Source organism: Gemmatimonas sp., assembly GCF_031426495.1.
GTDB lineage: Bacteria > Gemmatimonadota > Gemmatimonadetes > Gemmatimonadales > Gemmatimonadaceae > Gemmatimonas.
In genome coordinates, this window is sequence record NZ_JANPLK010000080.1 from 102,534 (window position 1) to 115,272 (window position 12,739).

The 12,739-nt window shown below is 65.7% G+C and carries 13 protein-coding genes; 9 read left to right on the forward strand and 4 right to left on the reverse strand.

Features of this window, described 5'->3' with window-relative positions:
* The first annotated feature begins 8 nt into the window (after positions 1–8).
* The 3 genes from RMP10_RS20410 (at position 9) to RMP10_RS20420 (ending at position 3,731) form a co-directional block, all read left to right on the forward strand.
* Positions 9–809, forward strand: coding sequence for a DUF4397 domain-containing protein (locus RMP10_RS20410; RefSeq protein ID WP_310571929.1), 801 nt, complete (start codon positions 9–11; stop codon positions 807–809).
* Between the two features lie 100 nt (positions 810–909).
* Positions 910–2,454, forward strand: a complete 1,545-nt coding sequence (locus RMP10_RS20415; protein WP_310571930.1) for a PHB depolymerase family esterase — start codon at positions 910–912, stop codon at positions 2,452–2,454.
* Entirely contained in the window at positions 2,454–3,731 is a 1,278-nt protein-coding gene (locus RMP10_RS20420; RefSeq protein ID WP_310571931.1) for a hypothetical protein, read from the forward strand. Before RMP10_RS20415 ends, RMP10_RS20420 begins: the two co-directional genes overlap by 1 nt.
* A 17-nt stretch (positions 3,732–3,748) precedes the next feature.
* Here the strand turns inward: RMP10_RS20420 and RMP10_RS20425 are convergent, their stop codons facing one another.
* Together RMP10_RS20425 and RMP10_RS20430 are read right to left on the reverse strand one after the other, a co-directional pair.
* Positions 3,749–4,384, reverse strand: coding sequence for a DUF2239 family protein (locus tag RMP10_RS20425; protein ID WP_310571932.1), 636 nt, complete (start codon positions 4,382–4,384; stop codon positions 3,749–3,751).
* 20 nt (positions 4,385–4,404) lie between these two features.
* Positions 4,405–4,698, reverse strand: a complete 294-nt coding sequence (locus RMP10_RS20430; protein ID WP_310571933.1) for a GIY-YIG nuclease family protein — start codon at positions 4,696–4,698, stop codon at positions 4,405–4,407.
* A 192-nt stretch (positions 4,699–4,890) separates the two neighbouring features.
* Between RMP10_RS20430 and RMP10_RS20435 the strand changes: the two genes are divergently transcribed.
* On the forward strand, positions 4,891–5,838 hold the full coding sequence (locus RMP10_RS20435) for a hypothetical protein (protein WP_310571934.1): 948 nt from the start codon (positions 4,891–4,893) through the stop codon (positions 5,836–5,838).
* 114 nt (positions 5,839–5,952) lie between these two features.
* On the opposite strand, the gene RMP10_RS20440 is transcribed toward RMP10_RS20435, so the two are convergent.
* Together RMP10_RS20440 and RMP10_RS20445 are read right to left on the reverse strand one after the other, a co-directional pair.
* Complete coding sequence (locus RMP10_RS20440) at positions 5,953–6,369, reverse strand: hypothetical protein (protein ID WP_310571935.1); 417 nt, start codon at positions 6,367–6,369, stop codon at positions 5,953–5,955.
* A 38-nt stretch (positions 6,370–6,407) separates the two neighbouring features.
* A complete protein-coding gene (locus RMP10_RS20445; protein WP_310571936.1) occupies positions 6,408–7,517 on the reverse strand; it encodes a hypothetical protein in 1,110 nt (369 codons plus the stop codon).
* Between the two features lie 171 nt (positions 7,518–7,688).
* On the opposite strand from RMP10_RS20445, the gene RMP10_RS20450 reads away from it, so the two are divergent.
* From RMP10_RS20450 to RMP10_RS20470, 5 genes are all read left to right on the forward strand, one after another.
* Positions 7,689–9,416, forward strand: coding sequence for an amidase (locus RMP10_RS20450; RefSeq protein ID WP_310571937.1), 1,728 nt, complete (start codon positions 7,689–7,691; stop codon positions 9,414–9,416).
* Positions 9,417–9,788: a hypothetical protein gene (locus RMP10_RS20455; RefSeq protein ID WP_309671743.1), complete on the forward strand. Its 372-nt coding sequence runs from the start codon at positions 9,417–9,419 to the stop codon at positions 9,786–9,788.
* A gap of 113 nt (positions 9,789–9,901) precedes the next feature.
* On the forward strand, positions 9,902–10,108 hold the full coding sequence (locus tag RMP10_RS20460) for a dodecin family protein (protein WP_310571938.1): 207 nt from the start codon (positions 9,902–9,904) through the stop codon (positions 10,106–10,108).
* Between the two features lie 74 nt (positions 10,109–10,182).
* The gene (locus RMP10_RS20465) at positions 10,183–11,328 is read left to right on the forward strand and encodes a kelch repeat-containing protein (RefSeq protein ID WP_310571939.1); all 1,146 of its coding nucleotides are present in this window, start codon (positions 10,183–10,185) and stop codon (positions 11,326–11,328) included.
* A gap of 26 nt (positions 11,329–11,354) precedes the next feature.
* On the forward strand, positions 11,355–12,698 hold the full coding sequence (locus RMP10_RS20470) for a sorbosone dehydrogenase family protein (protein WP_310571940.1): 1,344 nt from the start codon (positions 11,355–11,357) through the stop codon (positions 12,696–12,698).
* Positions 12,699–12,739 lie beyond the last annotated feature (41 nt).

Here is a 12,739-nt window from a genome sequence, read left to right on the forward strand (position 1 = left end):
CGCCTATCATGACTATGAACCCGATCAACTCAACGAGCGTGCGCGTGACACGTCGCTTCACCACGGCGCTGCTCACGGCGCTGGCCGTCGCCGGAACGGCGTGCGGCACCACCGACGCCGAGGGTCCGCTGCAGCCCTCCGGCCCTCAAGGGCGCGTGCGCTTCGTGAACGTGATCACCGATACCACCCGTGGGCGGGTGAACGCGATTCTCGAGTCGAAGCCCTTTGGCGTGAACATCACGTACACGCAGAGTACGCCGGCCGTTCTGGCGGCACCGAATACGGCGCTGTACGCCGCAGTGCTCTCGGGCTCGCGTTCGCTCGTGCTCAAGCGCACGGCGGACACGAATACGACGGTGGCTACGATTAGCGTCAGCGTGACCGCCAGTCAGGATCGCACCATCTACGCCATCGGCGGGGCGTCGGGCACTGCCGTGACCGCCTTCCAAACGGTGGATGACAACGCCGTGCCTGCGTCGGGTCAGGCGCGTGTTCGTGTCGTCCATCTGAGCCCGACGGCCGGCGCGGTGGATATCTTCGTCACCGCCGTCGGTGCAGATCTCGCCACGGCGACGCCGACGCTGACCAACGTGGCATATCAGACGGCCTCGTCGTACTTGCCGGTGGCCGCCGGCACGTATCAAGTGCGCGTGGTGCCGGCCGGAACCGCGCCCGCGTTGCGTGCGGGTGCGGTCGCGATCAACGTGGCCAGCCTTACCCTCACGGCGGGCACCGGGCGCACGATCGTGGCGGCGGACAACAATGTTGGTGGTGCGCCGTTGCGCGCCTTCGTTCTCAGCGATCAGTAGCGATCGTTGCGTGATGTGCACGGGCCATTCACCATCACGGTGAGTGGCCCGTTGTGCATTCTGCTGGACAAGCCGCCATCCTCTCGCGCAGCTTCCACGCATGCATACACCGCCATTCGTCACGAGGTCGCTAGGGCTCGCGTCCGCCCTGATCGTCAGTTTCGCACCAACGCACGCGCGCGCTCAGGCCCAAACCGGGATTCTGTCGCTCAGCGTCACGAATACGACGCTCAAGAATCAGGTCAAACCGACCGGTGAGCTCAAGACGCAGATCGATTCACTCGATGTGCTTATTGCCAGCGCGTCGAAGTACGGCCGCACGTCCGAGCTGCGACGACTGTTCGCGCAATCGAACGCGTTGCTGCAAAAGCGACCGTGGACGCCGGAAGCGGAGTTCGCGAGTTCTGTGGTGGTGCGGTCGGATCGCTTGATCGTCGATCCATCGCGCCCGTGGACCGTGCGCCTCGAGCAGAGCTTCTCGCCGACCATCGCCCTCGAGCGCCCGCTCACGGCGCGCGTGGCGCTTCGCCAGCGGGACGCGGCGAATCCGCGTGCACCGCTGGCCCTCGTGAAAGAACTCGGGAGTTTCGATGGCGTGCCGCGTGACCTGCGTGATTCGCCGTTCGCGATCAACGCCGACCTGCAGCACGTGCCCGACGGCTCGTATGTGGTGACCGTCGAGATGTCGGACAGCGCGCGCACGCTTGGCACCGCCAACCTTGGCATTGTCGTGCGGAACGGCCTCGACGCGTCGATGAAGCGGCTCGAAGCCGCAGCGGCGAAGGCGCCGGAGCCGTTGCGGTCGGACCTGCTGTTCCCCATCGACCGCATGCGCACGGTAAACGCCAGCCGCGTGGCGCTCGGCACGTTCAACGCCGCGCGTGACTTCGCTGCGGCGGAATCGCTGCTGAAATCGGTAGCGGCAGGCAAGAACCCGTGGGTCGGACGGACCGGTGATCTCAAGCGGCATTACCGTCTCGAGGCGGCCGACGAGATCATGCCATATCGCCTCTACATCCCGACGGCATACGCCGCGAAGAAGCCACTGCCGCTGATCATTGCGCTGCACGGATTGGGCGCCACCGAAGACTCATTCTTTGAAGCGTACGGCGGCACGCTACCGAAGTTGGCCGAGCAGCGTGGCTATATCGTGGCGGCACCGCTGGGCTATCGAGTGGATGGCGGCTACGGCGTGGCGCTCGGTGGTGGAAACGATCCGGCCGCCGTGCGCGCACGCACGCTGAGTGAACAGGATGTGATGAACGTGCTGGCCGCCGTGCGCACGCAATACGCCGTCGACAGCACCCGCATCTATCTCGTGGGCCACTCGATGGGCGCCATCGGCACGTGGGCGATTGCCGCGAAGACGCCGACGCTGTGGTCCGCGCTGGGTGTGTACTCCGGGTTCGGCGTGGCGTCGACCGCCAAGGCGATCGGTGGCATTCCGCAGTTTGTGGTGCACGGCGATGCCGATCCCACGGTGCCCGTGGGCGGCTCGCGCGTGATGGTAGCCGCGCTCAAGAATGTCGGTGCCAACGTGCAGTACATCGAGGTGGCGGGCGGTAATCACACGAATGTGGTGGAGCCGAATTTCGCGGCGATGTTCGACTTTTTCGATCGCCTTCCGCGCCGGTCAAATCGTTGATGATGACCCTCCGGTCGACGGTGCTGGCGGTGAGCATCGCGGGAATCACCGTACTGTCGCGGGGCGTGCAGGCGCAGGTACTGCCTGAGCGGCGCCTTGTGGCCGGCGTCCTCCACTTGGCGCACCCGTTCGACGCGCTTCGCCGCGCACCGCAGTGGGCGCTTGCCTCGTCGCCCAGTGCATCGACGAGCGGTATGGACGCACCCGATTTTGATCTCACCAACGCGCGCCAGGTCCAGCTGCTCGCCGACGGTCGCATCATCGCGCTCTCGTCGATTGGGAGTCGGCTGGTCGTGTTCGCCCCCGATGGACGCCCTGAGCGTGTGCTTGGCAGGCAAGGCAAGGGACCGGGTGAACTGATGGCACCAAGCGGCCTGACGCGCACGCGCGGTGACACGCTGTTGATTCCGGACGCGTCCAACAATCGTCTGAACTGGGTGGTGCCGTCGAAAGGATTCGTACGCACGCGTCCCCTGCCGGCGCTGCCACCACTGGCAGGTGGTCGATACCTCAGACCCGAGGGCTCCCTGAACACGGGCGAACTTGTGCTCAGCACCGCCGGCGTCGTGCAGGCCGGGCTCGGGGGGGCGGGCGCGGTCACGCGTCCGACCGCGTCGGTCATCATGCTGACATCGGATGGCACGCGTGCGACGATCGTGGCCAACGTTCCCGATCTGGAAGTGCGCGACATCGAAACGCGCTTTCGAGGGAGACGATCGTCCGATTCGCGCCCGCTGCTATTTACGCGGTACGCCACCGTGACGGCCTGGGACACCGTGGTGGCTACCGGCTCTGGTGATGGCTACCGTATCGATCTCCGGAACGTTCGCGGCGTGGTGCGCACCACGATCACCGTGGCCCGCCCGCGGCGCGTCGTGACCTCCGCCATGCGCGACTCCATGATCGCGCGTGCGCTGCAGCGCCTGAACGCGCCGGGGAGAGAGCGAATGGTGGATCCGGAGGAGTTGCGTCGTCAGGCAGTGGAGGCCCCCGCGGCCGACTCGCTGCCTCCCTACGGCTCGTGGTTCGTGACACCCAATCGCACCCTCTGGGTCCTCGATGCGTGGGCGCCCGGTGACCGTACCCGCGCTGCTACCGCGTTTCGACAGGACGGCGCGATCACCGCGCGGCTGACCTGGTCACAACCCGGCGACGCCGTCGCGTTCACTGATGATGCGGTTGTCCTCCGACAGACGGATGCTGACGACGTCGTGTCGCTTCGCGTGTACCGGATGCAGCGGCCACCTCGAGCGGCACTCGCTCCCCACGCCCGGTAACATCACGGCGCCGGCCATCATGCGTCGCGCACCGGTGACTGGTCAGGAAATGCCAGCTGCGCCGAGTAGACAGCAATGTCGTGGGGCCACGCCGCTATCAGGTCGCGGAATCGCGCTTCGTCGCCGCGATACAGGGCGCGGATCACTTCTTCGAACTGACTGAAGTCGCCGGCTACGGCGTTCATGAATCGGTAGGCCACATCGCGCGCGGCCTTGGCGCGATCGTCGTCCGACGGCGCGCGACGCGCGGCATCCACGAGTTTGCGGAGCGCGACCGACGCGCCACCCGGCTGCGTGGCGAGCCACTCCCAGTGCCGCGGCAACAGCGTGATCTCGCGCGCCACCACGCCAAGCTTGGGACGTCCACGCGGGCGAGGGGCCGTGTCGGGGGCGGCGATATCGTCCGCGCGCGCAACTGGATTCGCGCGCGCCATGGCGTCGAGGTGCGCCAACATCGCGCGCTCGTCGCCTCGCATCTCGAGATCGATCACCCGAGCCGTCGCATCGTCGAACACCAACACGGCACCATGATGCGGCTCGGCCTCCTTCACGGCACGCCACACCACCCGAGCCACCTCACGCAGTTCGCCCGCCGCCAGCAGTTCGTGTCCGCGGAACGCGGTGACCATCGGCGAATCCATTGGCGATGTCATGGGCGATGTCTCGGGAGCACTCATGCGCGCTTCACGGATGCCCGCGTGCTGTAGCTGCCGTGACCGTCGGCCTGCATGCGTTCGCGCCACATGGTTTCCAGCAGCACCAGATCTTCGGTGGGATCGAAGTCGGGCGAGGTCAGGGTGTCGAGCACTTCGAACACGAAAGCGTCGGCGCCGCGCGCGTTCCAGTCTTGCTGCAAGCGCCGGTTGGAATGCCCGCCAAAGCGCAGCGAGGTCCGTTCGCGGTTAACGACCGAATGCAGATCGATGGAGCGCCCGATCAGCGCCTCACCGGTCTCGAGGTTGCGCACGCAGTACACCCCCATGGGGCGGCGCGACTCTTTGTAGGCGCGCGTGAGCGCTTTGCGATCCATATAGGCGGTCCGGATTGGCGTATCATTCAATTCTATCCGGATAATAATGGTGTGTCAATATACCCGGGTAAATATTGACCAGCGTACCCCGCCGCCGCCCGGGCTCGACCTTGTGGTCATCTTTCGCCGATGGCACGCACCCCATTTGACCTCACCGAGCTGACCGTCGTTCTCGGCCCGCCGACACATCTGTCCGCGCTGTTCGCCGAGTTTCAGCAGCGGGCGGCGGCCGGCGAGCAGGTGACTGAACATGCATGGGCGCAGCATGAATACGCGGCGCTCGACGCGCTCACGTTCCGCGACGGCTCGGTGAAAACGCACACCATTCTGGAAACGATGCTCTCCAGTGTGCTCGGCGCCGCAGTGATCGTGCTGGACGTAGACCGTCGATGGGTGCGCGCCGAAGACGGACAGCTCTATACCGCACTCAGTATGTGCTCCGAAGACATCCGCTCGCGCGCCGAGGTCGCGTCGCTGTCGGCGCCGGCGTTTCTCGAAGCATTGAACGCGGCGGCAGTCACCATCGCGCAGCTCGACGGGCGAGAATGGATTCGCTGGAGCAGCCGCGCATGGACAGATGAGGGCACTGCCGACAGTATCGAGCGCGCGGCGCAACTCGTGGTGCAGATCGCCGAAGCGGTGCTGGGCAGCGCGCCAGCCGACGACGATTTCGCACGTGACGACGTCGCGATCGATCTGGCGTCGGAGCTGGTGCAGGCGATCGGTCATGGTCGTGAAGCGGCGAGCGATGAAGGCGGAGCGATCGCACAAGCGCTGCGTGCGCTGCGTTTCGTCGATCCGCTGCGCACCGAGTGGGCTCGCGTGACCGCCGACGCCCTGTACATCGGGGCGCTCGACATGTCGCTCGTGCGCCATCGCGTGACTCGCGAAGACGCGGCGGGCTTGGCGTTTCTCTACCTCGGCAAGCAGCGCGCTGATCAGCTGCAGCAGAGCGGCGAGATCACGCCGCGCTTCCGCCGGGAAATTGTCGCCAAGACGTTTATGACGAGTTATGCGCTGGAGCGACTTGCCCCCAAGGTCTCGCGGGAGCTCTTCGAGTTCATGAGCACGCGCTGACTCGCCGAATTCTGGTGAGTGGTGCCGCCGCGTCCAACGACGATGCCCCTCAAGGCCAAGCGTCCGGGAGGACGCTGACGCCGAGAGGGGCAGGTCAGTGCACGAGAGACTACGCTACTTCACGTCGACGACCTTTACGCCAGCGGTACTGGCCGCGGCACTGACATAGCCGACGGCGCCGGGCGTCGATTTGACGAAGGCGATCACGTCGTCATCGGATGCCTTGGCGGCCGGGGGAACGTCCTTGCCGGAAAAAATCTGCTGCTGCCAGTAGGTATCCACCGCGCTGACCGGTCGGCCGATGATCCGCTTGCTGAACGCGGCGCGCACGGGGCTGGACTTGCCCTGGTCAACTGGCGTAGCGGAACCACCGCCGGGAAACGCGGCGGCTTCCTTCAGGAAGATCTTGCTCAGGGCCGCGGCCGGAATGTCGCTGATGGGATTCGCGCTGTTCACGATCACCTTGAAGTCCTGGGCAGCCAGCGGTGCGGTCGACGTCAGGGACAGCAGGCAGGCCGCCACCGCGGCCACGAAGGAACGAGAGAGAGTATTCATGGATATGGTCTCGGTTAGAAGCTGAACGCGAAACTACCGAGCCAGTACATGCCGGCCGACTGCGGGGCGACCACACTCTTACCCGCCACGGTGCTGAGGAGGGGAACGAGCTGGTCGAACGCATAGCCGCTCACATCGTGGCGCTCGAGTCGCAGCAATGCGCCCCCACCGATGCGATACGTCACACCGAGCGCGCGATCACGTGTGGCCACGACATCCACGTTTGACAGTGGTGGATTCTGAAAGATGCGATTGTTCGTGAGGCTCATCTCCGACATGATGTCGAACTTCTCGCTCACGTTGAACACGCCCTGCACGTAGCCGCTCTTTCGATCTTGCTTGGGGCCGACGCCGTAGATGCGGAGCCCTTCGGCGCGGAGCACGGTGCGGGGCACGATGTGCGTTTCCGCCGACACCAAGCTCTCGTGACGCCAGCCATACACGCGGGCGGAGTCGATGCGATACTGCGCGAAGTAGCCGCCGAACCGTGTGCGACCCGGGGCCACATTCACCCAGGCCTGCGCGCCCTTGAACACGTTGCCGCGGAACGCCCGAATTGAGTTTCCAGTGGCGGTCACCACCTGCGTGCGTACCTCGTTGCTGCCACCGAATACGTTGAGCTCGAGCGAGCCGCTGCCAAGGGGATCGGTGCGCGAGTACACGAAACCGTCCACGGTCTCGCGTCCCTCGCCGTACACCTCAAATGACGGGCGGAAGAACGGCAACACGGTGCCGACAAAGCGGGTCTCGTTGAAGATGCCGCGCGGCATCGGATTGCGACCCACCTTGATCGTGCCAAGCCTTCCGCGACGCTGCCAGTAGGCCCACTGCAGCGCAACGTCGGGGAGCGCCGCCTGCAACGGGCTCAGTCCGAGCCGCCGATTCACCAGCTGCACGACGAACTGGTCCGAGTTGTCGAGCCGGTACCGGAACTGCAACGCGGCCGTCCGATAGTCGAACGTGCCGAAGGACGGAATGCCGAGGATCGGGAGCTTCCCGGAGACACCGGCGCCGGCATTGATCGCGGCGTGGAAGCTGAAGGGGGACTCGCCAGTCTGGGCGGCCGCCGTGGTGGAAAGACCCGCTACCAAGAGCGGAAGTACCGCAATAAAACGCGAACGCATAAAAGAAGCGCCTGAATACACAGGGTCGTCGATCCGGGCCACATCGCCCCACGACTGTGTATCGACGGCGGCGGCTGGATTCTTGAGCGACATTGTTCCGGGTCCGTGACTCGCCCGGGCGCCACCGTTGTTCTGGGTGCCCGCCGTACACTCCCTCTACCTGCGTTTCTCATGCTGACCTCTTCGAGGGCCTTGCGCTCGTGTGCGGCGGCCCTGGCCGTCGCGACGCTCGGCTGCGCGCCGCCCGCGGTACCGGTCGCCGTCAATGCGGCCGACCGTGATCTGCTCGATGTCACCGTGCCGGCGTTGGAGCAGCTGTACGCCGACAAGCGCTACACGGTGACCCAGGTAGTACAGTGGCACCTTGATCGCATCGATCGCTACAACGGTGTATATGGCGCGCTTGAAACGGTATTGCGCGAGAGTGCGCTGGCCGACGCCGCGCGACTCGACGCGGAAGCGGCGACGGGCGATCGCGCGACACGCGGTCCGCTGTGGGGCGTACCGATTGTGATCAAGGCCAACACCAGCGTGCAGGGGCAGATCACCACCGCCGGCTGGGAAGGCTTCACGCGGGCGGGACACGAATTGATTGCGCCCAAGGATGCGACGATCGTGACGAGGTTGCGCGCCGCCGGTGCGATCATCGTGGGCCTCGCCAACATGCCCGATCTTGCCAACAGCGATACGAATCGCAGCAGCTCGTTTGGTCGCACCGGCAATGCGTATGACGTGCGCTTCTCGCCCGGCGGCTCGAGTGGCAGCGTGGTGACCGCCGTTGCCGCGAACATGGCGGTGTTGGGGAACGGCACGGACACGGGTAACTCCATTCGCATGCCGGCCGCCACGAGTGCGCTGGTTGGGGTATTCCCAACTCGTGGCGTGGTAAGCATCGCCGGTATCGCGCCGCTCGATTGGCTGCTCGACAACACGGGTCCGATTGCGCGTACCGTGACCGATGCTGCGATCGCGCTGGCGGTCATGGCGGGGAAGGACTCGCTCGATCCGACAACACGGTCAGCGCCGGATTCGCTGCGCGTAACCACGGAGGGCTTGGCTGCCGCCTCGCTCAAGGGCAAGCGCTTCGGCGTACCCGCGTTCATCATGGCCGGCAGCGGCATCCCGTTTCACGGCATTCCCGCGGGCGTGCCGGAACGCGCTGCCGATTCCATTCGCGCCGCCGCCAACATGGCGCTGCGCGACGATACGCGCGCGTTGTTCATGAAGGCGGTGGAATCGCTGCGCACCGCCGGTGCCGAGGTCGTGATCGGTGACGGCATTCTGCCGACCACGTTCGCGACGATGGCGAGCCGCGTGTCGACCTATGCCTACATGCGTGATGGCACCGACCGCTTTCTCGCCACGTTTGGTCCCGCCGCGTATCACTCGGCCGCGCAGTATGAGCAGGTCGTTGGCGCACCATTGTATGTGTCGTCGATTGGCGTGGAAGAGCACTTCCGCGTCATGCCCGGCGTGCGCCTCGAGCAACGCACGCTCGAGCGCGACGCGGAGGCGGAACGAAATTATCACGCGCCGCGTCGTGCCATGCTGGCGGAGTACGTGGCGACCCTTGACCGCCTGAAACTGGACGGATTCGTGTATCCGGCCATTCAGATGGCACCACCAGATGAATCGATGCCGCAGGACGGACGCGTCAGCGAGGGTCCGCACTCGGCCACGAGCTGGGTGAACATGATCGGCGTGCCGGCGGTGGTCGTGTATGCCGGCAACTATGCGAACGGCCTACCCTTCGGCCTCGAATTCTCGGCGCGTCCGTGGACCGACCGTGCGCTGCTGGGTATCGCGTCAGCGTGGGAGCAGGCGACACCCAAGCGCACGCCGCCGAAGCTGGTGGAGGCGGGATTGCTGTCGGTGGTGAAGGCGCGCACCGCCAAGTAGATGCTCAACTTCTCCATTCGCGGACTCAAGGTTCTCGCGGTGTTGTGTACGCTGCTGCTGATTTATCTCGTCTACATCAGCGTGACCGGCAGCTATCCGTGGCGCGAGCATTGGATTGGCATGCTGTTGCTGCAGCTGGCCGTGTTCCTGTTCCGCCGTGCGGCGCGACTGCTGGATCAGGAGAGGCGCTCGGGCGCCGTGCTCGGACTGATCGGTGTGGTGTTCGGTCCGACCCCCACGCTGTTCACCGACGTGCATCCCGCGGTGCAGTGGTTCTGGCCGGTGCTGCTGGGTGTGCCACTCGTCGTGGTGTGGTTCCAGCTCGCCAAGCGACCGACATCGGTGGTGGACCGTGTGCCGGAAGCGTTGTAGGCGCCCCGTTCCGGCCCGTGGCGGGCATTCTGGTGGCACGCGTTCTGCGCTGAATCGATGAGCTGCGCGATGATCGCGCCGCGTCGATAAATCCGCCATCAGGAGCCAGTATCATGTCAGTCGCCAAAGTCATTGAGATCATTTCGTCGAGCACCAAAAGCTTCGACGACGCCGTGACGCAGGGTATCGCGAAGGCCTCGGAAACGATCACCGGGATTGCCGGCGCCTGGATTCAGGACCAGAGTGTCGAGGTCGCCAACGGCAAGGTGACGATGTACAAGGTCACCCTCAAGCTGACGTTCGTGCTCAAGGCCGACTGAACTCATCGGACGGTCGAGTTGTCGTACAGTTGCTCCGCGTCATCTGCTTGGGTTCTCACCTACTGGAGTTGCTGATGTCTCACGAGACTCGCCGTCGCTATGCCGTCACCATGGCGGCGTTCGCCCTGACCTCGTCGCACGCTCTGCCACCGGGTCATCCGTCGGTCGGCAGGGCGGTTGCGACCGCGGCCGGCTCCGTCGTCACGACGTCCGCCATGCGTGTCGAGCGCGCGGCCCACACGGCAACCGCGCTACGTGATGGTCGGGTGCTCGTGGCGGGAGGATTCACCAACGAGGAGAACGCGGTTAGCGGAGCGGAGCTGTTCGATCCGGCCGGATGGCGATTCGCCGCGCTGCCGCGCATGCGTACGCTACGACACAGCCACACCGCGACGCTGCTGCCCGACGGCAAGGTCCTGCTCGTGGGTGGCTACACGGCGGGCTCCACCGTGCTCGCCGCCGCTGAGTTGTTCGATCCGGCAACCAATCGCTTCGTGCCCACCGGATCACTTGGTGCGGCGCGCGCGGGGCACGTTGCGGTCGCTCTCCCGAATGGGAAGGTGCTCATTGCCGGCGGTGTGGGTCCAGCGTGGAGTTTTCTCTCCAGCGCCGAGATCTACGATCCGGCCACCGGACGCTTTACGCCCACGGGGAGCATGATCATCGCCCGTGAGAGTCACGCGGCGGTGCTGCTGCAGAGCGGTCATGTCCTTGTCGTTGGCGGGCATCAGGGGCGTCGCGCGGACATCACGCTCTTCACGTCAGCCGAACGCTATGACGTAACGAGCGGCACCTTCCGGAAAGTCGGCGACATGCGCGTGCGCCGGCATAAGCACGATGCCGTGTTGTTGCGCGACGGGCGGGTGCTGATCACCGGTGGCACCGATGAGCGCGACAGCGACGGCATTTACAACAGCACCGAGTTGTTCGATCCGACCTCCGCCACGTTCACGATGGGGCCGGACCTCGTACGTCCACGCTACAAGCACAACGGCAGCGCCGTGCTCCTGGTCAACGGCACCGTGCTGATTGCTGGTGGGGCCGCACAAGCCGAGACGTTCGATCCGCGATCGAGTGCGTTCTCGCTGGTTTCCGGCAATAGTCAGATGGCGGGCCAGTTCTCCGCCGTCGCGCCAATCAAGAATGGCGGCGTGCTGATCACCGGGGGCTACGGCGGCGGACGCGGGCCGCGCGCGAGCGCATGGGTGTATCGGCCGTAAGCGCAGATCTTGCGATAGCATGTCGCATGAAACGCCATCCTGTCTGCACCCTGGTCGTATCGCTCGCCGGCGTGTTGCTCGTCGCGCCGATGGTGGCGTCCTGCGGTGGCCGCGCCCAGCTGCCACTCGCCGCTGGTATCGGACCGACGCCGACGCTCGACGCCCCGCGGACATCGCTCATTCCCACCATCGGTGTCGCCAGCGCGCGCCCTTGGTTGGCACGTGAGATGCCGGTGGCCGGCCCCGGACTCGCGGTGCACCCCTTCGCGCGCGGTCTCGATCATCCGCGGTGGTTGTACGTGCTGCCCAACGGCGACGTGCTGGTCGCGGAAACCAATGCACCGGAGCGGCCGGACGATGCCACCGGTATCAAAGGCTGGTTCTTCAAGCGCTTTCAGCGGAAAGCCGGTGGTGCGGTCGCGAGCGCCAATCGCATAACCCTGCTGCGCGATACGGATGGTGACGGCATGGCGGATGTGCGCTCGGTGCTGCTCTCCGGACTGACGTCGCCGTTCGGCATGACGCTGGTGGGTGACGTGCTGTATGTGGCGAACACCGATGCCATCGTCCGCTTTCCGTATCGCGCCGGTGTGCAGCGCATCGACGCTACGGGCACGCGCGTAGTCGCGCTTCCCGCCGGCTCGCGCAATCACCACTGGACGAAGAACGTGGTCGCGTCGCTGGACGGCAGCACGCTGTTCGTGGCGGTGGGATCGAACAGCAATGCGGCCGAGCATGGTATGGATGTCGAAGCCGATCGCGCCGCGATCTGGGCCGTCGATGTGCGCACGGGACGCCATCGCATTCTCGCCAGCGGTTTGCGCAATCCCGTCGGGATGAGCTTCGAGCCGACGACCGGTGCACTGTGGGTCGCCGTGAATGAGCGCGATGAGCTGGGGAGCGATCTCGTGCCGGACTACATGACGCGGGTACGCGACGGCGCGTTCTACGGCTGGCCCTACAGCTACTTCGGCCAGCATGTCGACACGCGCGTGAAGCCGACACGAGCCGATCTGGTCGCGAGCGCGGTGGTGCCCGACTACGCGCTCGGGGCCCATACTGCGTCGCTGGGGCTCGCCTTCTCGCGCGCCGGTGCGATGCCCGGTGCGCTGCCGCGTGCACTGCAACAGGGTGCCTTCGTCGCGCAGCACGGCTCGTGGAACCGCAAGCCCATGAGCGGCTACAAGGTGATCTTCGTGCCGTTCGTGAATGGCGTGCCGTCGGGAGCGCCCATTGACGTGCTCACGGGATTTCTCGAGCGCGAGGAGTTCGCGCGCGGGCGTCCGGTCGGCGTCGCCATCGACGCGCGCGGGGCGTTGTTGGTGGCCGACGACGTGGGCAATGCGATTTGGCGCGTCACGGCGAAGTAGTGGTGACGCGCCGGATCGCTTCTGCATGTTGTTGACGCGGC